General features: G+C 67.2%; 16 protein-coding genes and 1 tRNA gene. 9 read left to right on the forward strand and 8 right to left on the reverse strand.

From position 1 onward, the window contains the following. Positions 1-482: 482 nt before the first annotated feature. The 4 genes from P7L68_RS17440 to P7L68_RS17455 all read left to right on the forward strand — a co-directional run bounded on the left by P7L68_RS17440 (position 483) and on the right by P7L68_RS17455 (position 7,601). Positions 483-1,622, forward strand: a complete 1,140-nt coding sequence (locus P7L68_RS17440) for an ImuA family protein (protein ID WP_372000249.1) — start codon at positions 483-485, stop codon at positions 1,620-1,622. A 74-nt stretch (positions 1,623-1,696) separates the two neighbouring features. Further along, a complete protein-coding gene (locus P7L68_RS17445) occupies positions 1,697-3,439 on the forward strand; it encodes a hypothetical protein (RefSeq protein ID WP_372000251.1) in 1,743 nt (580 codons plus the stop codon). A 53-nt stretch (positions 3,440-3,492) separates the two neighbouring features. Then, entirely contained in the window at positions 3,493-6,744 is a 3,252-nt protein-coding gene (locus P7L68_RS17450) for an error-prone DNA polymerase (protein ID WP_372000253.1), read from the forward strand. A 269-nt stretch (positions 6,745-7,013) separates the two neighbouring features. After that, complete coding sequence (locus P7L68_RS17455) at positions 7,014-7,601, forward strand: class I SAM-dependent methyltransferase (protein WP_372000255.1); 588 nt, start codon at positions 7,014-7,016, stop codon at positions 7,599-7,601. A gap of 18 nt (positions 7,602-7,619) precedes the next feature. On the opposite strand, the gene P7L68_RS17460 is transcribed toward P7L68_RS17455, so the two are convergent. The 4 genes from P7L68_RS17460 to P7L68_RS17475 form a co-directional block, all read right to left on the reverse strand. Continuing rightward, a complete protein-coding gene (locus P7L68_RS17460) occupies positions 7,620-9,440 on the reverse strand; it encodes an ATP-binding protein (protein ID WP_372000257.1) in 1,821 nt (606 codons plus the stop codon). Between the two features lie 264 nt (positions 9,441-9,704). Beyond that, positions 9,705-11,159, reverse strand: coding sequence for a SpoVR family protein (locus tag P7L68_RS17465; protein ID WP_372000259.1), 1,455 nt, complete (start codon positions 11,157-11,159; stop codon positions 9,705-9,707). Between the two features lie 56 nt (positions 11,160-11,215). Further along, on the reverse strand, positions 11,216-12,502 hold the full coding sequence (yhbH, locus tag P7L68_RS17470; RefSeq protein ID WP_372000261.1) for a sporulation protein YhbH: 1,287 nt from the start codon (positions 12,500-12,502) through the stop codon (positions 11,216-11,218). 99 nt (positions 12,503-12,601) lie between these two features. Next, the gene (locus P7L68_RS17475; RefSeq protein ID WP_372000263.1) at positions 12,602-14,533 is read right to left on the reverse strand and encodes a serine protein kinase; all 1,932 of its coding nucleotides are present in this window, start codon (positions 14,531-14,533) and stop codon (positions 12,602-12,604) included. A 156-nt stretch (positions 14,534-14,689) separates the two neighbouring features. Between P7L68_RS17475 and P7L68_RS17480 the strand changes: the two genes are divergently transcribed. Further along, positions 14,690-14,911: a hypothetical protein gene (locus P7L68_RS17480; protein WP_372000265.1), complete on the forward strand. Its 222-nt coding sequence runs from the start codon at positions 14,690-14,692 to the stop codon at positions 14,909-14,911. Between the two features lie 50 nt (positions 14,912-14,961). Here the strand turns inward: P7L68_RS17480 and P7L68_RS17485 are convergent, their stop codons facing one another. The 3 genes from P7L68_RS17485 to P7L68_RS17495 all read right to left on the reverse strand — a co-directional run bounded on the left by P7L68_RS17485 (position 14,962) and on the right by P7L68_RS17495 (position 16,691). Continuing rightward, entirely contained in the window at positions 14,962-15,165 is a 204-nt protein-coding gene (locus P7L68_RS17485; RefSeq protein ID WP_372000267.1) for a SlyX family protein, read from the reverse strand. Then, positions 15,158-15,676 (reverse strand): GNAT family N-acetyltransferase, encoded by a 519-nt coding sequence (locus P7L68_RS17490; RefSeq protein ID WP_372000269.1) that lies wholly within the window; start codon positions 15,674-15,676, stop codon positions 15,158-15,160. The genes P7L68_RS17485 and P7L68_RS17490 overlap by 8 nt, the downstream gene beginning before the upstream one ends. A 286-nt stretch (positions 15,677-15,962) precedes the next feature. Beyond that, positions 15,963-16,691, reverse strand: a complete 729-nt coding sequence (locus P7L68_RS17495; RefSeq protein ID WP_372000271.1) for a hypothetical protein — start codon at positions 16,689-16,691, stop codon at positions 15,963-15,965. A gap of 322 nt (positions 16,692-17,013) precedes the next feature. On the opposite strand from P7L68_RS17495, the gene P7L68_RS17500 reads away from it, so the two are divergent. Beyond that, complete coding sequence (locus P7L68_RS17500; protein WP_372000273.1) at positions 17,014-18,915, forward strand: hypothetical protein; 1,902 nt, start codon at positions 17,014-17,016, stop codon at positions 18,913-18,915. Positions 18,916-19,009: 94 nt separating this feature from the next. Here P7L68_RS17500 and P7L68_RS17505 read toward each other — a convergent pair. Then, positions 19,010-19,084: transfer RNA gene (locus P7L68_RS17505), tRNA-Glu, on the reverse strand. 207 nt (positions 19,085-19,291) lie between these two features. Here P7L68_RS17505 and P7L68_RS17510 point away from each other — a divergent pair. From P7L68_RS17510 to P7L68_RS17520, 3 genes are read left to right on the forward strand one after another with little or no spacing between them, the layout of a single operon-like run. After that, complete coding sequence (locus P7L68_RS17510) at positions 19,292-20,212, forward strand: ABC transporter substrate-binding protein (protein WP_372000275.1); 921 nt, start codon at positions 19,292-19,294, stop codon at positions 20,210-20,212. Next, complete coding sequence (locus P7L68_RS17515; RefSeq protein ID WP_372000277.1) at positions 20,209-21,219, forward strand: FecCD family ABC transporter permease; 1,011 nt, start codon at positions 20,209-20,211, stop codon at positions 21,217-21,219. Before P7L68_RS17510 ends, P7L68_RS17515 begins: the two co-directional genes overlap by 4 nt. Next, positions 21,213-22,001 (forward strand): ABC transporter ATP-binding protein, encoded by a 789-nt coding sequence (locus tag P7L68_RS17520; RefSeq protein ID WP_372000279.1) that lies wholly within the window; start codon positions 21,213-21,215, stop codon positions 21,999-22,001. Before P7L68_RS17515 ends, P7L68_RS17520 begins: the two co-directional genes overlap by 7 nt. The last annotated feature ends 12 nt before the right edge of the window (positions 22,002-22,013 follow it).

Consider the following 22,013-nt stretch of genomic DNA (forward strand, 5'->3'; position numbering starts at 1 on the left):
AGCCATTGGTCACAGCCACAGGATGCCTGCACCCCTGCTTGACTCCACCTGCGGCCCGGACTAGAACAAAAAGAGAACAAACGGACCCCCCCGATCCGCTGAAACGGCCCCGCAAACCCGGCTCGCATGCCTCGCTTGCATCACCGGGCCCCTCTTGCAGGAAGGCAGCGATGATACCGATCAGGCCGACAACCATCGCGCCGGCACCAGGCCGGGGGGGGCGCATCCTCAGGGACGGCCCCCGCCGCCCGCACGCCCGGACCGTGGCCGATGACCGGGCCGGCAGCACGACCTCTCCGGCGACCGTGAAGGCCGGCCGGTCGCACGCCCTGGCCGTGGCGGAGCTGCAGCTGATGGTGGCCGGGGGCGCATACCCGGTGCCGGAACGTGCTGCCCGTCAGATCTCGTCACCGGCCGGTCGCGCCGGTGTTCCTTCCACCCCGGGGCCAGCGCCGGAAAGCGGCCCGACGACGGAGGATGGCATGGCTTTCGGATCCGCAACCCGCATCACATCCCTTTCGCCCCATACACGGCGCGATCCCGCCATCCGGGTCAGGCCTTCGCGCCTGCTTGCGGCTGCCGCCGCGGCAACCGCACGGGCCGCGGTCGATCCCGAGCCCCAGGCCAGCGATGATCAGCTCGACGATACCGCAGCAGCCGGTCTCGCCGCGGCCCCGGTGCCCGATCGGGTCGACCAGCTGCGGGCAGTGATCGCGCGCATCGAAACCCGGGGCAGTTCCACCGTCGGACGCGATCGGGAGCCGGCGGGCGTGATGATCGGTACCGGCCATGCCGCCATCGACGCCCGTCTTGGCGAAGGCGGTCTCAGCCTGGCCCGGCTGCACGAGATCGTGACCGCAGAGGCGGGGGATCATCCCTCGGCCGGTGCCGCCCATGGTGCCGGGCTTGGCCTTGCCGCCAGCTGGGCCGCTGCCGCAGCGCGTCTGCGCAGCGGGCCGGTGCTCTGGGTCGGCGGCTGGCCCCCTCCTTATGCACCGGGCCTGGCCGGTTTCGGACTGGATCCGTCCCGGCTGCTGGTGGTACCGGCCCGGCGCAGCGCCGAACGGCTCTGGGTGATGGAAGAGGCGGTGCGCAGCGGTGCCGTCGCCGCAGTGGTGGGAGAGGTCGCCGATGCCGACCCGCTCGCCACCCGGCGCCTGCAATTCGCCGCGGCCGAGGGCGGGGCGCTCGCCCTGATGCTCCGCCCGGTCGCCGCCGACAGTCTTGCGGCCACGGCCGCCCATGATGCCGATCCCGCCCTGTTGCTCGACCGCCTGCCGGCCAGTTCCGCCGCCAGCCGCTGGGCGGTGACCACGGCTCCGGGCACCGGCGCACAATGGCCCGCTGCGGCAGGCTATGCCGCCCGCCCGATCGGCCGGCTGCACTGGCGGCTGGACCTGCTCCGCGCCCGCGGAGCCCTGCCCGCCCGCTTCACGGTCGCCTGGGCGGCAGAGGGGAAGGATCCGGTCACGGCCGACAGGCTGGACGTGATCCACGGCCCGGGCATCGGATCGCCACGCCAGGTCGTGCAGGGCCTGCCGGCCAGTCAGACCGAAGCTGGCGGCTGGCTGGGCCGCACCCTTACCCGCAGCCTGATCAGCCGGCCCCTCACCGTCGGCTGACCCGCCCCCCGGAACCGGACATCCGCGCCGGGCGGGGCAGCTGTCCCGTCCTGTCCCGGGGTTCAGTGTCTCTCATGTCCACCCGTCATCCTGATCCCGCACGGCCCGTCCGCCCCGGCACTGGCTCCGGCCGGCGCATTCTGGCCCTGCATCTGCCGCTGCTCGCCATCGACCGCCAGGTTCTGATCGCGCAGGCAAACGGCGCCGCAGACGCTGCCCGACACTGGCGCCACAGCCCTGCCGCCTGTCATGCCCCGGGCCCGCGCGGACCAATGATCACCACCCCGAACCCTGCCGCCCGGGCCGCCGGGGTCCGGGCGGGAATGACGCTGGCCGAAGCCAGGGCGCGGACCGGCGGCGACATCCTGCTCGCACCTGCTGATCCGCGTGGTGACCGCCGGGCTCTGGCCTGCCTCGCCGATCTTGCCGACCGCTTCTCTCCCGCCGTCAGCCTTGACGGCGATCAGGGGTTGCTACTGGACATCACCGGGGTTGCACATCTCTTTCGGGGGGAAGCCGGTCTGATCGCCCGGGCCGGCGCCCTGATCGGTGCCCGCGGCTTCGGCCTGACGGCCGCAATCGCCCCCACTCCACTTGCAGCCTCTGCCCTTGCCCGGGCCCGCGCAGATCAGGCCCGCGCAGATCATCGGATGGGGACCGGATCTGTTGCCGCCGTGGTGGTGGCAGATGACCGGGCCATGTCCGACGAGATTCATGCCGCCCTCGCGCGACTGGTCGGGCCTCTGCCGCCCGAGATGCTCAGCCAGGATGGCGAAAGACTGCGGCGGATCGCGGAAGGTCTGGCCCGGCTCGGCATCCGGCGGATCGATGCCCTCGACGCGCTGCCCCGCAGTTCCGTTGCCGAACGCTTCGGCCCCGGCCTGCTCGACCTGCTCGACCGGCTGTACGACCGGGCGCCGGATCCTTTGCACCCCCGACGCCCGCAGGCACCGGCCGAGGTACGGATGAGCTGGGCGGAGCCGATCGGACGGGCCGAGGACATCGCCGCCGCCACCGCGGCCCTGGTCGGCGATCTGGTGGCGGATCTGGGCGCGGCCGGTCTCGGCGCCCGCCGCCTGGCGCTGTCGGTTCATCTGGTCGACGGGCGCCTGCAGCGCGTTGAGCTGGGCCTGGCACTCGCCAGCCGCGAGCCCCGGCACATGATGCGGCTGCTGGCCGAACGGCTGGACCGGATCGATCCCGGCCTTGGGATCGAGGTGATGGTTCTGGCCGCCCCCGTGGTTCAACCGCTCGCTGATCTGGACCGGCCACTGCCGGGGCTTGGGCAGCCCCCGCTTTCAACCGGTACCGGCGGCGCTGCGGTCGCTGCGCTGATCGACCGGATCGATGCCCGGCTCGGCAATGGCCGGGTCCGGACGGTCAGGATCGAAGCCGGGGTGATGCCCGAGACGGCCATCAGGTTGATTCCCGCGGCCATCGCCCCGGAACAGGCCATGCAGATTGACGACGGCCCCCATCGGGCAACAGCGCCCCGGCCGGCGCGGCTGCTCACCCGGCCCGAGCCGGCCCTGGTAGTGGCGGCCCTGCCCGATGATCCGCCGGCCCGGCTGCGCTGGCGCGGCCGGCTGCATCGGGTGCATCTGGCCGACGGCCCAGAACGGCTGACCGGCCCCTGGTGGGAAAGCCCCGGCGCCCCGGCCGAGGCGCGCGACTATTACCGGGTCGAAACCGAGGAAGGGCTCAGACTGTGGGTGTTCCGCAGCCGCGGATCGGCCGGGCTGGCTTTGGAAGACGGTGGAAGCGCCGATGACGGAGCGCCTGAATACGGCTGGTTCGTCCACGGAATCTTTGCCTGATTTTCCAATAAATTATCCATGGACCCTCAGCTGTCGCCACAGGTTCCGCATCGATGCAGCCCATTGCCCATGTCGAGTTCGAGATCACCAGCTGTTTCAGCTTCCTGCGCGGGGCCTCGCATCCCGAGGAGCTGGTCGCGACCGCAGCCGCCTTCGGTTATGACCGGGTTGCGATCGCCGACCGGTCCAGCCTGGCCGGCGTGGTCCGGGCGCATGTCTCAGCCCGCAAGCTGGGCCTCATCCTGCATGTCGGCGCCAGGCTCGATCCCGAGGATGCACCGCCGATGCTGCTCTACCCCCGCAACCGGGAGGCCTATGGCAAGCTCTGCCGTCTGCTGACCCTGGGCAAGCGCCGGGCACCCAAGGGTGCCTGCCGGCTGACGATGGCCGAGATTCTGGCCATGGCGGGGGATCACGAGATCATTCTGCTGCCGCCGATGTCGTGCCCCGCCACCGGTCCTCATCCCGACTGGGATGCCCATGCGGCCGCGGCCAGCCGGCTGGCCGCCGCCTTCCCCGATGCGGTACATCTGGCGGCGCGCCATCTGCTTGCCGGAGACGACGATGCCCGCATCGCCAGGATCGATGCCCTGGCCGGCCGGCTCGGCATCGACATGATCGCCACGGGCGATGTGCGCATGCATGTGCCGGAGCGGCGGATGCTCGCCGATGTGATGACCTGCATCCGCGAGCATGTGGCCATCGACCGGGCCGGCCGGCGGCTCACCCGCAATGCCGAACGCCATCTGAAACCGCCCCACGAGATTGCCCGCCGCTTCGCCCGCTATCCCGACGCCCTGGCGGCGGCGCGCCGGGTCTCGGACCGGCTGAGTTTCCGGCTCGACGAGCTGTCCTATGAATACCCGATGGAAACCGGCCTGCCTGGCGAGACGCCCCAGCAGGCCCTGGAACGCCGGGCCCGGGAAGGTCTCGCCTGGAGATATCCCGAGGGCGCCCCGGCCGGGCTCGTGAAGCGGGTCGAAACCGAACTCAGCCTGATCGGCCGCAAGGGATATGCACCCTATTTCCTCACCGTGGACGAGATCGTGCGCTTCGCGCGCGATCGCGGCATTCTGGCACAAGGCCGTGGATCGGCAGCAAATTCCGTGGTCTGCTTCCTGCTCGGCATCACCGCCGTCGACCCCACCCGGGTCGACCTGCTGTTCGAGCGTTTCATCAGCGATGCCCGCGACGAACCACCCGATATCGATGTCGATTTCGAGCATGAACGTCGCGAAGAAGTGATCCAGCATCTCTATGAAAAATACGGCCGCGACCATGCCGCGCTTGCCGCCACCGTGATCAGCTACCGGCCGAAGAGTGCGCTGCGCGAGGTTGCCCGCGCCATGGGGCTGGACGAGGACACCGCCGGCCGGCTTTCAGGCCAGATTTGGGGTCATTCCGAAGAGCCGCTCGACCGCGAGGCCCTGCAGGCCGCCGGGATCGATCCCGATGCCCCACGCATCCGTGCGACCATCGCGCTCGCCCGCAGCCTGCTCGGCTTTCCGCGCCATCTGTCACAGCATGTCGGGGGCTTCGTCCTCACCCGCCGGCCGCTGGAAGAGACGGTGCCGATCGGTAATGCCGCCATGCCCGATCGCACCTTCGTCGAATGGGACAAGGACGATCTGGATGCGCTCGGCATCCTGAAGATCGACGTGCTGGCGCTGGGCATGCTGACCGCGGTGCGCAAGGGCTTCGACCTGATCCGGCAGACCACCGGCCGAAGCTGGACCATGGCCACCCTCCCGCCCGAGGATCCTGCCGTCTATGACATGCTCTGCCGGGCCGATGCGGTGGGTGTGTTCCAGGTGGAAAGCCGGGCCCAGCTCAACATGCTGCCGCGCCTGAAACCGCGGACCTATTACGACCTGGTGATCGAGGTGGCGATCGTGCGGCCGGGTCCCATCCAGGGTGACATGGTCCACCCCTATCTGCGCCGGCGCGACGGGCTGGAGCCGGTGGAATATCCCTCGGAAGAACTGAAGGCGGTGCTGCACAGAACCATGGGCGTCCCGCTGTTTCAGGAACAGGCGATGCGCATCGCCATGGTTGCCGGCGGTTTCACCGGTGAAGAGGCCGACGAGCTGCGCCGGGCCATGGCCGCCTTCCGCCGCACCGGATCGGTGAACCGCTTCCACGACAAGCTGGTCTCAGGGATGGTCGCACGCGGCTATGACCGCGACTTCGCCGAGCGCTGCTTCCGCCAGATCGAGGGTTTCGGCGAATACGGCTTCCCCGAAAGCCATGCGGCGAGTTTCGCCCTGATCGTCTATGTCTCGGCCTGGATGAAATGCCACCACCCGGCGGCCTTCACCTGCGGGCTGCTCAACAGCCAGCCGATGGGTTTCTATGCGCCGGCCCAACTGGTCCGCGATGCCGCAGCCCATGGGGTGGAGATCCGGCCGATCGACATCGCCCGCAGCGATTGGGATTGCACGCTGGAGCCGACCACGACCGCAACCGGCACGGCAGGCCTGCCGGCCCTGCGCCTGGGCTTTCGTCTGGTAAAGGGGCTCGCGGAAGCGGATGGGCGGCGGATTGCAGAACGGCGACCGCCCGGTGGCTATGACAGTCCGGCAGCCGTCGCCCGGCTGGCTGGGGTGATGCCGGCTGCGCTGATGCGCATCGCCGAAGCCGATGGTTTCCGCGGCATGGGGCTGGACCGGCGCCGGGCGCTCTGGGCGCTGCGCCGGATGGAGGCCGGGGCAGCCCTGCCGCTGTTCGCCGGGCTGGATGATGGCGGCAGGCCCCGAGAAGCACCGGCCCACCTGCCGCCGACACCGGCCGCGCGGGCGATGGTCGAGGATTATGCCTCAACCGGTCTCACGCTCCGCCGCCACCCGATCACCCTGATCCGCGCGGAACTGGACCGGAGCGGCGTGGTGCCGGTCTCGGCGCTCGGCGGCATCGCCGGCGGCCGGCGCACGGCCGTGGCCGGGCTGGTGACCACCCGCCAGAGGCCGGGCACCGCCAAGGGCATCGTGTTCATCACGCTGGAAGACGAGACCGGCTATGCCAACCTGATTGTCCGCCCCGAGATCCGCGATCGCCATCGCGTGCTGGTCCATACCGGCCGGGTGCTCACCGCCCGCGGCCGGCTGGAGCGTTCAGGACAGATCATTCACCTTCTGGTGGAGACCCTGACCGATGCCGAGCCGATGCTGACCGCCGCAGTCGGCCATGCCGACGATCAGGCGACAGCCGAACATCTGGCGGCCCTTGGCATCCGGCTGGACGCGACCGCCCCGACGACGACCGCGTCCGCTGGCCAGATCCGGTTGCGTTCGCGCGACTTTCATTGATCTTCGATAGCATGGATGAGGATATGAGCCGGGCCATGATCTCATCAACCATGGATCGCAGATCAGCTTCATGACTATGATGAAGGCGGATGTGCTTCTTCCGTGCACGGCACTGCATGTCCCAACAAGGGCATGCACTTGCCTTCGCCTTATCACCCGGGTGCATCCGTCGGCTTCCTATAAAGGAAGATGACGTTTCAGATGAACCAGCACCCGCCCCGGCCGGGCCGTTTCAGCCGCGGGGCGCGCGCATGAACGGATGGCGACATATGGCCGACAGCCTCTTTCTGCGTGAATTCCTGCGCGCGCCCCTCCGCACGGGGGCCCAGCAGCCCTCCAGCCGTGCGCTTGCCACCGCCATGGCCGCCGAAATCGATCCTGCGGCCGACGGTCCGGTGGTCGAGCTGGGGCCGGGGACGGGTGTCGTCACCCGGGCGCTGCTCGACCGCGGCATCCCGGAAGACCGTCTGATCCTGATCGAACTCAATCCAAGCTTCGCAGACCATGTCCGCCGCAGTTTCCCGCGGGCCACCGTGCTCAACGGCTCCGCCTTCGACATGCGCCGGCTGATCACCACCGAAATCGGCGGTGGCGCCGAGCCGCAGATTGCCGGCGTGGTCTCGGGCCTGCCTCTCCGCGGCCGACCGGATGGCCTGCGCACAAGGCTGCTGGAAGACGCGCTCGACCTCGCCCGGCCGGCAGCCGGATGCTTCGTTCAGTTCACCTACTGGTATGACAGCCCGGTGCCGTTCGACCGGGCACGGGTGGATGGCCGCCGCACGCGTTTCGTGCCGTTCAATCTGTGGCCGGCCTCGGTCTGGGCCTATCGCCGTCATCCGGATCTGCTGACCGGCTGACGCCGGACGCGGTCGACATCAAGACGGCCCCGCCGCCGCACGATCCGGTGGGCAGCCACCGGCAGCGGCCCCCAAGCCGACGGTTCCGCCCAGTCGTGCAGCGGGCAGCAGCAGCGTGGCTGTCGTGCCGGTGTCCTTTTCGCTGTCGAGGGTCAGCGATCCACCATGGAGCTCGGCCAGCATCCGGGCAAGCGGCAGACCAAGGCCGGTGCCCTCGAACCGCCGGTTCAGCTTGCTGTCGACCTGACCGAAGGCCTCCAGCGCCACCTCCAGCTCCTCGCGCGACATGCCGATCCCGGTATCTGCCACCACGATCCGCAACCCGCCGTCACTGCTGCGGCCAGCAATGATGGTGACCCGTCCGCCTGCGGGTGTGAATTTGATCGCGTTGGACAGGAGATTGAGCACGATCTGCTTGATCTTGCGACCATCGCCCGACAGCGCAGGCAGACCCGGCATCACCTCGGAGCATACGTCTATGCCCGCCACCTCGGCCCGTTCCCGCAGCATCCCCACGGCCTGACCGATGAGCGTACCGATCACGACCTGCTCCTCGACCAGTTCCAGCTTGCCGGCTTCGGCCTTCGACAGGTCCAGAATATCGTTGATCAGCGACAGCAGATGCTGGCCCGAGACCCGGATATCCTCGACATACTCTCTCTGCTTGGCGCTGAGGTCTCCGGCATAACCTGCCGTCAGGACTTCAGAAAACCCGATCACCGCGTTCAATGGCGTTCGCAGTTCATGGCTGATATTGGCCAGGAACTGAGACTTGATCCGGTTGGCGGACTCAGCCTGTTCCTTCGCGGCACGCAGGGCCACTTCCACCCGCTTGCGGCCGGTCACATCGCGCAGATTGACCACGACACCGCCCACCGCCGGATCCTCGATCCGGCTGCGGCCGATGGCCTCCACCGTTACCCAGTGGCCCAGCGCATGACGCAGGCGGAATTCCAGCACCGCCGTTACGCCAGGGTCGGCCAGGACCGCACGATAGGATTCAGCGACACGGCTTCGATCCTCGGGATGAAGCAGGGCGACAAAGGCGGTCCCGGCCACCTCCCCCGGCGCCCGTCCCAGAACCCGGAGGGTACTCGGGCTCGCAAAGGCAACGCTGCCGTCGCGATCCAGCACCAGAACCATGTCCAGCACGTTCTCGATCAGCGCCTTCAACCGCCGATCCCTCAGATCAGCCGCGCGTTCCGCCTCGGTCTGGTCGGTGACATCCCGCGCGATGGCGATCATCGACACGGCGCCGCTGCTTTGCGGCGAGGCCAGCCTCATGACCAGGGTCTCACACCGTCCGATCGCGCCGTCGGGGCGCCGGAAGTCCAGGGCGCCGCGCCAGCTGCCGGTCTCCATCACCTGGTCCCGGATCGCCTCCAGCCGGCGCGGCAGATCCTCGCCCGCCAGCACATGGTGGATGGTGTAACCGCCGACGCGCCCCGCCTCCAACCCGGTCATCCGGGCGGCGCCGCCATTCCATCCGATCACCCGTGCCGCGGCATCGAAGAGGACCACGCCGTCATTCGTGCGGTCCCACAGAAGCCCCGTTCCATCGATCAGATGGCGGGGCGAAGAGGTGATGCGTCTGGAACGCCACCACAACCCGCCTGCGACCAGGGCACCGGCAACCGAGAGCAGCAGCAGCCCGCTGCCCAGCGCCGCCGCAGGCAGCTGGACGATACCGGTCAGATCAAGCAGTGCGCAGATGCCGACAGCCGCAAACAGCAGGGCTGCGGCGATGAGCGCGGGCTCGAAACCGGCACAGGCAGCCACAGGCACGGTAAGGACGGGCGGCACAGCCGGAGCAGGCGGCGCAAGGGCCCCCTCCGGCATCCCCGCCTCCACGGGCATACCGGCCTCTGACGGCTCGCGCGAAAACTGCACGCCTCCCCAGGCCACGTCGTCGAACCTCTTGACCCGCCACCCCCTCCGGCCATTGCCGGAGGCGGTTACGCCGCTTCAACCACGGCATCGGGCCTCATGGTGATGAAGACACCATCGGGCCCGTCCTGGTCGCTTTCCCGGTGTTCTTGTTCGCTGTCGGAGCGAAGTCGACGATGAACTCAACCACCAATGACGCGGCTTGTCAACATAAGGTCACTCGTCACGGACCACCCTTGTGCGAAACCCATCCGTTCCGCGACTTAGAATCACCGTCTCACGATTCACCATTGTCTTGAGGTGCACCTCTCGACCCCAAAGTGTGTAGACGTGATCCAGGGTCTTCTCCGCATAGCCCAGCTGCAGATCCCGCCCGTCGTGAACGTGCTCCAGCAGCAGCCCGCGGCTGCGGCCGTAGTCACCGTCCAGCACCCGGATCATCGGCATGGCATTTGTGCCGGTCTGGCGGATCAGCCGGTCCCGCACCTCGCGCCAGCCGCTCTCATTCGACACTTTCGCCACCACCAGATCATTGCCGCGCGGTTCATAGGCGAAGAGATCCTGATCACGCATCAGTTCCTCGTCCAGGAAACGACGCAGGAAGCTGGCATCACGTTCGCTCTCGCGGATCTGGAAAAGCTTCTGGCGGGTGGCAGCCGAAGGCGCGCCCGGCAGACCGCGCCGTGGATCCCAGGTGCCTTCCTCCTCGGCAACCAGCCTGTCCCAGATCGCGAGACCCAGGCAATAGGGGTTCACGTCGCCCGGGATCCGTCGCACCACCTGATTATGGCGGACCAGGAACTCCATGTGGATATCGGGTGGCAGCCCCAGCGTGTTCATGATCGCGCGGTGCCAGAAGCTGGCCCAGCCCTCGTTCATGATCTTGGTTTCCATCTGGGGCAGGAAGTAGCGCGCCTCTTCGTCCACGATCCCGATCAGGTCGCGCTGCCAGTCGGCCAGATAGGCGCCGTGGTCGCGGATGAACAGCAGCAGGTCGGGGTCGGGATCCAGCGGCAGCCGCTCCAGATCGGCCCGGGTCGCCGCCTCGTCGGTGCGCTTGCGGGCATGGATCGCGGCATAAGGGTCGGGCGTGCCCGTCGCACGGTCCAGCGCCCGGACACGCTGCTCGGCCGGCGACAGGCGCGGCACGGCCGGGTTGCGGCCGATATTGAACGACAATGCATGGGCGGCATCCAGCACCTTCTCCACCGCCTCCAGCCCGATCGAGGGATCCTCGACATAGCTGCGCACCCGATCGGCATGCATCTTCACCTGGCCCAGGATCAGCTCGGCCCGGGTGCCGCGGGCAAAGTAGAAATTGTTCTTGAAGAAGTCGTTATGGCCGTAGACATGGGCCATGGTCAGGATCTGCAGGCACAGCGAATTGTCGCGCATCAGATAGGCGATGCTCGGGCTGCTGTTGATCACCATTTCGTAGGGCAGCCCGGCGACACCCAGATCATTGAGCGTGCGCTGGCGTTCATAGGATTTGCCGAACGACCAGTGCGGATAGTGCGACGGCATGCCATGATAGGCCATGAAGCCGATCATCTGGTCGCGGTCGCAGATCTCGAATTCCTGGTCGTAGCAGTCGAGTTCATATTCCGCGACCTTGTCGCGGATGCGCGCATCCCAGTCTTCAAGATCGCGCATGGTCCAGCTCATGCCCATGGTGGCAGGCCCTCCCGGTCACCGACGAGACGAGATGAAGAATGGCAGGCGCGCCTTCAGGCGCCGGCCTTCGCCTGGGCAGGTTCCTCCTCCGGGCGCTTTTCCTTGGTCAGGAAAGCCCGGAAGGCCGGCCAGACATCCTCCTTCCGTTCGATCGACAGCATGTGGAAATTCGGCGCCGTCACACGGCGGAAGACATCCAGCATCGTGGCGTCGCGGAACCGCCAGGCATTGGGCTTGATCTCGCCATAGCCGAACAGGTTCGACACTTCGCACAGCTCATTCGCTGCAGCGACCGTCCGGTCATTGTCCGATGGAAAGTTGTCACCGTCCGAGCAGTGGAACGAATAGATGTTCCAGAGCGACGGATGATAGCGTTCGCGAATAATTTCCAGCGCCTTCTCGTAGCCGCTGGAAATCAGCGTACCGCCGCTTTCTCCCCGGTGGAAGAAATCATGCTCGTTCACTTCACGTGCGATAGCGTCATGGGCGACGAACACGATTTCGACCGTGTCATATTTCGTGCGCACGAACTGGTAGAGCATGAAGAAGAAACTCCGCGCCAGATACTTCTTCATCGTGTCCATGGAGCCCGAGGTATCCATGATGCAGATCACCACGGCGTTGCTCTCCGGCTCTACCTGGGGGCGGATGCGGTGATAACGCAGATCGTCTTTACGGAACCGGAAGCGGGGTCCCGCCACGGCAGCACCACCGTCATCGACCTCCTCCTCATCATCGGGCAGGTCGTCTTCGGCATCCTCTGCCGCTTCAAGTTCAGGGTCGGAGACCGGCGGTGTGCCGGTCGCCATCCGCCGTCGGACGCGGGCGATGGCGGTGCGCCGTTTCGACATGTGGACGCGGATGCCGCTCTTGCGATACCCCTTGCGACGGTGGGTGCGCTCGGAAATCACCTCGCGCAGCTTGCGCCGCTCCATGTCGGGCAATTCCAGATCCTCGAACATGATCTGGATCAGTTCGTCCAGGGTGATCTCGGTTTCGTAGACATCGCGGCCGGCCTGATCGCCGGCAGGGCCCTGGCCGGGCTTTCCCTGACCATCGCCGGCCTTGCCGACCACCTGGCCCTCTGCGGTATCGCCATCACCCTGGCCGACGCCGCCCTGGTTGTCACCGAAGATGAAGCGGTACTCCTTGATGCCGCGGATCGGCACCTTGATGGTCTTGTCCCGCGACTGGCCGATGATCGCCTCCTCGGCGACCAGATCGGCGATGTTGTCGCGGATTGCCCGGCGCACCTTCTCGCGGTGACGCTGGCGGTCGCCCGCACTGCGGTCGCTGCGCAGGCCCTCGCTCTGGGCATAGTCCCGGAAAATCGTCGCCATGCAGCTCTGCCATCCCTCTGCTGTCGCGACCGGCCGGCGGCACCCGGAATACGGGACCACCGGCCGGCCGTGATCTGCTGGATCGAACCGCCGCCCGCCTCAATCCTTCCAGAGATTGTTGGCGGCGTATTTCAGCACCACATCGGCCGAATAGCTGTTGTAGCCATTGCCCAGCAGGTTCCTGACCAGCTGGTCGTATTTTTCCCGCTGATCTTCGTCGCGGGTCCGGGCCTTGGTGATGATGCGGCTGATGTCGCGCACGGAATTGGTCAGCTTGCGCTCGATCGCATCCTTGAGCGGCTCATAGGACGAGTAATGCACCTTCTCGCCGCGCCGGGTGGCTGCCCAGAGATAGGCAATGACCTCCTGGCGGAAGCCCTCGGCAGCCGTGCCGATGATCGCGATCTGCTCCTCGATCGACTTCAGGAAAGCCTCGTCGGGCTGCAGCTCCTCCCGCGTGTTGCGGTCCTTGACCTTGGTGCGGTTGATATAGGCTTCGGCATGGTCGAGATAGTTCTGGAACAGGGTCTCGGCCTGTTCCTCATAGGCATACACGAAGGCGCGGGTGATCTCCTTCTCCAGGATTTCCAGATAGGCCTTGTGGATGGTGTCCTGCAGCAGCTCCAGATAATGCTTGCGCCGGTCATCGGGCATTTCGCTGCCCTTGACCATGGCGATCAGCGCCTCGCGGATATGGATCGGCGTGATGCCCTCGGGGCTGTCGGCAAGCGCATTGTCCACCGCCTTGACGATGAAGCGGGTGGAGATGCCGCTCATGCCCTCGGAGATCGCCTCGTCGCGCAGTTCGTCGACATCGATCTTCTTGGCCCGGCCCTTCTCGACCACCTCCTCGCCATTGTAGAGCCTGAGCTTCGTCATCAGATCGCATTTGGGCGTCGGCGCCAGCCGCGAGAGGATCGCGAACATCGCGGCCACTTCCAGCGTGTGCGGCGCGATGTGATGGCGATAGCCCGATTTGCCCAGGATCTTCGAATAGATCTTCACCTCTTCCGAGAGCCTGAGATTGTACGGCACCCGGATCATCACGATGCGATCCAGGATCGCCTCGTTGGTATGGTCGGATTTGAATTTCTGCCACTCGGCTTCGTTCGAGTGGGCGACGATGCATTCATCGACATAGACCGTGCCGTGCCGGCCGGGTGCGGGCACGAATTTCTCCTGGGTCGCGGTCAGGATGGCGTGCAGATATTCGGTTTCGTTCTTGAAGACCTCGATGAACTCGACGATGCCGCGATTACCCGCATCGAAGGCGCCGTTGAGGTCCAGAACCCGTGGATCGCCTTCCGAGAAGCGATCGAGCTTCGAGATGTCCTCGGATCCGATCAGGACCGAGGTGTCCTGGTTGTTGGGATCGACCGGTGGCACCACCGCGATGCCGCGCCGGGCGCGCTTAGAGATCGAAACGGTCCTCACCGGCATCTCTTCATACCGGCCGTTGAACTCCTCCTTCAGCCGCCAGCGGCAGATCGGGCAGAGATCGCCGTCGATGCGGACATTGAGCATCTTCTCGAATTCCCGGCGCAGATGGCGGGGAATCAGATGCAACGGCTCCTCGCGAATCGGGCAGCCGTCGATGGCATAGATCGGTGGGGCTTCCTCCAGCCCGCGTTCCAGGCGTTCGACCAGCGAACTCTTTCCCGAACCGACCGGGCCCATCAGATAGAGCACCTGCCGGCTTTCCTCGCCCTGCAGGGCGGCGGAGTGGAAATAGCGCACGAACTGCTGGATGGTACGTTCCATGCCGAAGAACTCGTCGGAGAAGAACCGATAGGTCTTCACCGGCTCGTCTCCGAACAGGCGCTGCAGGCGCGGATCATCGGCGCCGCCGATCAGGTCCACACCCTTGCTCATGATCATGTCGTAAATGCGGGCATGCGCCAGTTTGGTGATCTCGGGATTGTCCCGAACCTTTTCGAGATAGTCGAGAAAGGTACCGGACCATTCCTGCGAGGTGCGTTCCTCTCGATCCTTTTCGATCAGACTGGCGAAAGAGGTTTTGGGCTGCTCCATGATCGCCCTTCCCGTCCGTTGAAGCGATTGCCGCGGGGGCCAGCCAGAGCCCTTGCGTCTGGTTCGCGTCCGCCGACGTCGGATCGACCGGCCCATGCGGCCGGATAAAGGTCACCCTGATCGTCGAACGACGGCAGACGTGAAGGTCTATCGCGCATGTCGCGGTTCAAAGCCGCGATCAGTTGCCGGACGGCGCTGCCGTACGCCATCCGGACCGGAGCGATGCGGGTTCATTCAGGCTCCGATATGAATCACTTGTTGCCCGGACACGCAGGCTTCAAGAAGAAATCGCCGAGCGGCCGCACCGCCCACCTGCCGGAACCCGGCATGCGGCACGGGAATCCGGCCGTGCTGCGGCATTCCGCCGCGCTCCGGTGACCCGACAAAAAATCGGTCGCCCCCGATCAGCCTGTGGATCGGAGTATGTGTCAGGGGATGAAGGGGGTGCCCGGTTCCGGCCCGTCACCGCCGTCGGCGGACGACAGCCCGGCGATCCGGGCTTCAAGACGCCGGACATGGCGGACCAGCCCGTCGATCAGCCGGTCCTGACGGAGGATCTCAGCCGAGGCCTCATCCAGCATGCGCTCAAGATGAGCGAGGCGTTCCTCGATGGCCATCACGCGGTCATCCATGAGAGGCCGGCTCCCGGGTCATGTAGCGGGCATCGGTCTCGTAGCTCGCCAGCTTGGCTGCAAGCGGCGACGCCGGATCGACCTCGCATGCGGTAAAGCCCATCGCGGCCCATCCGGGCGCTGAGCCGCCGACCGCCGTCAATGCCATGCGCGGCAGGCGGTGATGGCGGGCAAGCTCCTCCAGCATCGCAACCAGCCGCCGGGCCAGGCCCCGTCCGCGCGCCTCCGGCAGCAGGGCCACATCGTGGACATAGAGGCAATCGGCATCGTCGGGGAGCGCACCCAGAAGGCTGTCGAGTGCAGGCGGCCGTCCGTCGATCCAGGGATGGGTCACCGCGTATCCCACCATCTGTCCATCCACCACCGCCGCAAAGCAGCCCCCCGGAAACAGCCGCAGCCGCTCGGCCGGCACCTCCTCGCGCTCGGGAAAATCGAGATGGACGGCATTGGCGATCTCGTTCAGCCGGTCGAGATCCGCGGCCGTGAGTGGCCGCCAGCCCTGTCGGATCATCCTGGCATCTCCGGAAACCGTTGGTCGCACATCGGGCGCGACGTTGGCACGTCCGGCGATCCGGAGCAAGGGCACCGGAACCCGCCCCCGGGTCGCGCCGGACACAAAAAAAGCCCCGGGGGCGAGCCCGGGGCGAAGGTCGGCCTTTCCGTGAATGCAATCGCCGCTTCCGCCCGACCATCAGGCCGCCGCGGAAGCCGGAGCAGAGGATGCCCCGGCTGCATGTCGCCCCCATGACCGCCGCATGATCATTCGATGACGGCGGGGCGGGCGCAAAAAGCGGCGTTCAGGGATAGGCGCAGACGTCGGACGAGACCTCGACGAAGCTGCGATTGCTGGCCCGGATCGCGAAGCGGTATTCGCGGTCACCGATCACCATGCTGTGCTGCAACGGCAGGGTGCCGGTCGCCTCGGTGGCGCGGCCGCCGATCTCGATGAAGCGCAGGGTGACCGGCTGCGACGGGTCGAACCAGGCCTCACGATCCCCCTTGTCGTTGACAGAGGTCTCCCCCCGGCCGGTGACGGTGATCAGCCCGTCGGCAAAGGTCACCGCGTCATTGCTGCCGGTGGAGAGCGGGGTCGGCAGGATGAAGCGCTTGGTGACCGGCCCGCCCTCGCAACGACGCTCGTTGCTGACCGCGCCGATCACGAAATTCAACCGCTCGGGCTTCACGCCATCAGCCATCCGGCTCTGCACGCGGGTCAGGATCTCGGCCAGCTGCCCCGTCGGCACGTCCTTCTGATAGCGCTGACGCCATTGCTCCACCTCGATCAGCGCGCTCTCGCGCGCCTCACGCAGGCGGGCATTCTCCGCCCCAAGTTCCGAAAGCCTGACATTCAGCTCGGCCACGGATTGTTCCAGCCGCCGGACCTCGCCCTCGGCCAGCATCGCGCCGGTGCGATAGGCATAGGCGCCTGCCCCGGCAATGATCGCCAGTCCCGCCAGCCATTTCAGCATCATCATCCGCCGGCGCCGCTTCTCTCGGCGGCGGCTGGCGTTCAGCCCCAGTGACATGCCGTCTTCGTTCCTCGTCAGCGTCCGCTATGGGTGTCAGACCGGTGGCCTTCCACGGCTCTCGCCGCAACCGCCACCGGCCGGTACCGACCGCGGCGCCAGGCGCGGCGTCTTCCGGCCACGCTCCCGCGCTCGGGCCATACTAAGACCGCGTCGGGCCCGGCGGGTCAAGTGGCGAGGACGGGTCAAGTGCGGTGATGCGGCAGCAATGCGGCGACATCCCCGGCGAACACGACGGACGCGGCATCCTCTAGCCTCTCCCTGCAATCAACCGGAACGGGCCGACACCAGCGCCCGGTCCGACACGAGGAGAGACCACCCGATGGCACTTCACGACATCGACGAACTCGCGATCGTCGACACCATTGCCGATCTGCGCAGCCTCGCCACCACCGGTCCCTGGACCATGGTCCGGGTGCTCGGCTATCACAGTGCCGGCGATGGTGCCGGCGGCCTGTTCCGCTGGGATACCTCGGCCTGGAACAGCGGTGAGATCATCCCCGGACGCAGCACGCCCGATGACGGCGGCACCCGCGTCGTGCCCACCGGGCAGACGAGCGGCCCCGGCCTGTGGCGGCGCGTGATGGCATCCAGAGACCGGCTGAACGTGCGCTGTTTCGGCGCCCGCGGCAACAACAGCACCGACGACAGCGACGCCTTCGAAGCGGCCTGCTTCTACGGTCCCGTGCATGTCAGCGACGGCAGCTACAAGATCACCCGGCGTATCACCATGACAGGCAAGACAAGCCTGATCGGTACCGGGCAGGGAGCCTCTATCAGCGCCAACTTGCCTGAAGACTACATCCTGTACGCCGAAACCGGCCTTTCGGGGCTGATCGAAAACATCACCTTCAAGAACTGCACCACCAAGGGAGCCATCTACCTGGGCCATCCGTCCGATATCGAGAAGGGTGCACATCTCTGGATGCTGCACAAGCTGCGATTTTGGGGACAGAAAGGGCCGGCAATCGTCACGAATGGTGTCTACGACATGAACTGGTCGGACATCGACATTTATCACCCCGAAGCACGTCCAGGCAGTGATAGCGCTCCGGAAACCGATTCCGCCGTGATCTTTCTCAGTGGCACCAACAATGTGAATATCGATGGGCTGCATATTGAGCAGCCTCGCTACTGCGGTGTCTATATCGCCAGTGGCGCCGAAATCTCCATTCAGGAAGGAAAGATCGACTGCTTCGGATCACTGGCAAGCTCGCCAAGTGTGGCGGGGTTCTACATCGACGGCGGATCCGTCAGGCTCTCGACCTTCCGGTTCGCCGGCGTGGTTGCGCCGCGCGTGATTATGAAAAAGACCGCGTCGCTCATCGCCGACGAGACCTGCATCATGGGCGGTGGCGGCAATGCGCCACAGATCGTGCTCGAAGGCAGCTACAGTGACACCGGCGCCACCTACTCGTCGCTCCGCCCGACCTGGCCGAAAATTGCGTGGATGGGCCATATTGGCTATCTGGGCGGCAACACCGATCAGCTGGCGACCTGCTTCATCGATGCCAGGATGCCGACCCCGCTCAAGCGCAAGGGGAAGGTGACGACGGCATCAGGGGGCAATATCCACGTCGGCTCTCTGATCGATCTGAGTGCAGATGCAGCCTATGACAACCGCTGCTCGGTCGCCTCGGCGGCTTCCGGCCATACCGATCGCGCTCTGGCGTGGATCGACTACACAACGTCAGACGAGCATTGGTACAGTCTGGTCGGTGTGACCGCTTCGTCGCTGGGCATGGGCGTAAATGCTGATGTGTTCATAGAGCACGCCCCTCACCACGGGTTGGACGTGAAGCTCAATCCGGTGAACTTCGAATACCGCCTGCCGATCTTCGCCACGCTGCTGAACACCACCGTCGCCTCGGCCAGCTATGACGCCACAACAGGCTATACGACGGTCACGGTCGCGGCCACCTTCCCGAAGACGGAATACGAGGGGCGTTGGCTCTACACCGCCTCCGAGCGCTGGCACAAGATCCTTGAGTCGGCGGAGACGACGCCGGACATCTCGACCTTCCTTCTGCCCTACGACGTCACCGCCGAATTCCCCGCCAGTTCCACCGTGACGGTGCGCACCGGTGCGATGGTCAATGCCTCGCTCCAGGGCGATCGGGTGGTCTGGGGACGTGACGACACGCTGGTGTCGGAAGCGCTGGAGACCCTGCGCCGCAAGGGCCGTGGGCCGAACGAGGTCTACCCCCTCGCCGACGGCGCCTGATCCGAAGCCGGGTACCGCCCACCATCAGACGCAAAAAAAGCCGGCCCGAACCCGGACCGGCCTGCGGAAGCGCATTCATCGGAATGCGAGAAGATGGCACCCCCAACGGGAATTGAACCCGTGTCTCCGCCTTGAAAGAGCGGTGTCCTAACCTCTAGACGATAGGGGCATTGCCTGTCTTCCGTGGCCGGTGCGCGGTGCCTTCGGGCGCCGCCGCCGTCCACGGGGCGTACACATATTCGGCGCCGGGCGCCGCGTCAAGCATTTTACGCAGAGAGATTGCAGGAGGCCCTCCGGGCGCTCTGCAGCTTGCACTCGGGCGGGGCTTGCGCCACCATTCGCCCCCATTCCCATTCCTCCGGATCCACGCCCGATCTTGTCCCTTCGCCGTGCCACGACCGGCGCCGTGCTGGCGCTCCTGGTGCTCGCCACATCCGCCGATGCGGCGGAGGGACCGATGCGGGTGGTGTCGATCAATCTCTGTACCGATCAGCTGCTGCTGCGCCTGGGCAATGCCGACCAGATCTCCGGGATCGGTCCGCTGTCGCGCGACCCGAAGCTGTCGGTGGAAGCTGCACGCGCGGCGACCGTTCCCCAGGTGGCCGCCTCGGCCGAAACGGTTCATGCGCTGGAACCCGATCTGGTGCTGGCCGGCCGGTTCGGCGCGACCGCAGCCGCGGCTGCCCTGGAGCGGCTGGGCACGCGGGTCGAACGCTTCCGCCCTGCCGCCAGCATCGACATGATCCGCGACGGCCTGCTGCGTGCCGGCGATCTGCTGGGCCCCGAGGCCCGCATCCGGGCAGAAGCTGAAGTCGCTGGGCTGGAGGCCCGTACCGCCGCCCTGACCGCACGGGCAGCCGCCCTGCCCCGGCGCCCCCGCGCGTTGATGCTGCGCGCCGATGGCAGCATGGTGGGGCCGGGCGGCCTTGCCCATGCCATGCTGGTGATGGGCGGCTTCGACAATATCCTTGAGCATCGCTTCGACCCGGCCGGCCGCGCCCGCCGGGGCGGCGACTGGCGGGTGGAGCTGGAAGCCGCGATCCGCGCCCGGCCCGAGGCGATCCTGATCGAGAGCATGCCCGGTGCCGCACCCGCCCTGGTCCATCGCCTGCCGCGCCATCCCGCCCTCGCCCGTCTCGCCGCACTGGGCGACATGGCGCCCGAGATGATCGGCGTGCCGGGCAATCTCCTGGTCTGCGGGCTACCCGACGCCCTCGACATCGCCGAAGCCCTGCTGCCGGTCGCCGAGCGGCTGTCCGCCAGACCTGTGGCTGCCGCCGAAGGAGACGCCTCGTGAGCGACGCGGCGATCCGCCGGGCGGCCTGGATCCTGCTGGCGATCCTGCCCCTGATCGTGGGCTGGGCCTCGCTCGGCTATGGCCCGTCGGGCTGGATTGCGCCCGATCCGTGGGTCCTGCTCGGCATTGATGCACCGTCCACTGCGTCGGAAATCGTGATGCTGGAGCTGCGCCTGCCGCGCACGCTGATCGCCATGATGATCGGCGCGGTGCTGGGCGCCTGCGGGGCCGCACTTCAGGGTCTGACCCGTAACCCGCTGGCGGAGCCCTCTACCCTCGGCGCCTCGTCCACCGCAGCACTGGGCGCCGTGACCGCGATCTATTTCGGCCATGCCGGCGTGCTCGACGGTCCCGCACCGGCCGCGGCGGGGCTTGCCGGCGCGGCGATCGGCCTGGCGCTGGTGCTGGCTCTGGGGCGCGGCGGCGGGTTGTCGCTGATTCTGGCCGGTGTCGGCGTCGGCGCTCTTGCCACCGCCTTCGTCTCGCTGGCGCTCACCTTCGCGCCCAGCCCCTATGCGACGCTGGAGATGGTCGACTGGCTGATCGGATCGGTTGCCGATCGCACGCTGGCCGATGCCGGATTGCTCGCCCCCTTTGCCGCCCTCTCGCTGCTGCTGCTCACCGGCTGCGGCGCCGGCCTCGATGCCCTGGGGCTGGGGGAACGCACTGCCCGCTCGATGGGCGTGCGCCTCGGCCGGTTGCGCCTGCAGGTGGTGGCGGCAACCGCGATCGGGGTCGGCTCGGCCACCGCGGTCGCCGGCGGTATCGGCTTTGTCGGGCTGATCGTACCCCATGCCCTCAGGCCCTTCGTCGGCCATCGCCCGGGCCGGCTGGTGCCGGCGAGCATGGCCGGTGGCGCGGTTCTGCTGCCGCTCGCCGATCTTGCCGGCCGGCTGATCGGTGACGGCACCGAAATCCGCGTCGGTGTCGCCACCGCGCTGATCGGCGCGCCGGTGTTCCTGCACATCCTGTTGACCCGGGCTCGGGCGGAGCGTGGCACATGGTAAGGGCGATGCCGGCACTGGATCTGATGAATGTCCGCGCGGTGCTGGGCGAGCGCACGATCCTGGACCGCATCACCCTCACCCTGTCCGCCGGCGGTCTCATCGCCCTGGTCGGCCCGAACGGCGCGGGCAAATCCACCCTGCTCGCGATCCTGGCCGGGCTGCTCGGCCCTGCCACGGGCGAGGTCCGGCTGGACGGCGAGCCGCTCGCCCGTCTGGGCGACCGTGCCCGGGCGCGGGTGATGGGCTATCTGGAACAGCAGCCGGAATGCCACTGGCCGCTGAGCGTCGCAGCCCTTGCCCGGCTTGGCCGGCTGCCCCATCGCGGTGCCTTCGGCAGCCTGGATCCGCGTGCCGACGAGGCGGCGGTCGACGCCGCCCTCACCCGCACCAACATGACCGGCTTCCGCGACCGGCGGATCGATCATCTGTCGGGTGGCGAGCGGATGCGCGCCCATCTCGCCCGCGTGCTTGCCGGCGAGCCGCAGGTCATCCTCGCCGACGAACCCCTGGCGGGGCTCGATCCGGCCCATCAGCTGGAAGTCATGGCGCTGCTGCGCGACCTCGCCGCCCAGGGGCGGATCGTGGTGGTGGTTCTGCACGATCTGGCCCTTGCCGCCCGCTTCGCCGATCGGGCGATCCTGCTCGGCGAAGGCCGGGTTCTGGCAGACGGCCCGCCCGAGACGGCGCTCGATGATGCCGCTCTTGCGCGTGCCTATGGGGTTTCGGTCACCCGGGTGGAGATCGACGGCCGGCAGGTGCCGCTGCCGACCGCGCGGCTCTGAGGCGGGCCGGCG

Origin of the sequence: Tistrella mobilis (genome assembly GCF_041468085.1) — a bacterium.
GTDB lineage: Bacteria > Pseudomonadota > Alphaproteobacteria > Tistrellales > Tistrellaceae > Tistrella > Tistrella mobilis_A.

Excerpts from the sequence above, each read along its gene's own strand:
- P7L68_RS17495 (WP_372000271.1), bottom strand. The coding sequence starts at position 16,691 with ATGTCACTGGGGCTGAACGCCAGCCGCCGCCGAGAGAAGCGGCGCCGG.
- P7L68_RS17485 (WP_372000267.1), bottom strand. The coding sequence starts at position 15,165 with ATGGATGACCGCGTGATGGCCATCGAGGAACGCCTCGCTCATCTTGAG.
- P7L68_RS17450 (WP_372000253.1), top strand. The coding sequence starts at position 3,493 with ATGCAGCCCATTGCCCATGTCGAGTTCGAGATCACCAGCTGTTTCAGC.
- P7L68_RS17490 (WP_372000269.1), bottom strand. The coding sequence starts at position 15,676 with ATGATCCGACAGGGCTGGCGGCCACTCACGGCCGCGGATCTCGACCGG.
- P7L68_RS17520 (WP_372000279.1), top strand. The coding sequence starts at position 21,213 with ATGGTAAGGGCGATGCCGGCACTGGATCTGATGAATGTCCGCGCGGTG.
- P7L68_RS17475 (WP_372000263.1), bottom strand. The coding sequence starts at position 14,533 with ATGGAGCAGCCCAAAACCTCTTTCGCCAGTCTGATCGAAAAGGATCGA.
- P7L68_RS17465 (WP_372000259.1), bottom strand. The coding sequence starts at position 11,159 with ATGGGCATGAGCTGGACCATGCGCGATCTTGAAGACTGGGATGCGCGC.
- P7L68_RS17500 (WP_372000273.1), top strand. The coding sequence starts at position 17,014 with ATGGCACTTCACGACATCGACGAACTCGCGATCGTCGACACCATTGCC.
- P7L68_RS17480 (WP_372000265.1), top strand. The coding sequence starts at position 14,690 with ATGTCGCGGTTCAAAGCCGCGATCAGTTGCCGGACGGCGCTGCCGTAC.
- P7L68_RS17440 (WP_372000249.1), top strand. The coding sequence starts at position 483 with ATGGCTTTCGGATCCGCAACCCGCATCACATCCCTTTCGCCCCATACA.
- P7L68_RS17455 (WP_372000255.1), top strand. The coding sequence starts at position 7,014 with ATGGCCGACAGCCTCTTTCTGCGTGAATTCCTGCGCGCGCCCCTCCGC.
- P7L68_RS17445 (WP_372000251.1), top strand. The coding sequence starts at position 1,697 with ATGTCCACCCGTCATCCTGATCCCGCACGGCCCGTCCGCCCCGGCACT.
- P7L68_RS17460 (WP_372000257.1), bottom strand. The coding sequence starts at position 9,440 with ATGCCGGAGGGGGCCCTTGCGCCGCCTGCTCCGGCTGTGCCGCCCGTC.
- yhbH (WP_372000261.1), bottom strand. The coding sequence starts at position 12,502 with ATGGCGACGATTTTCCGGGACTATGCCCAGAGCGAGGGCCTGCGCAGC.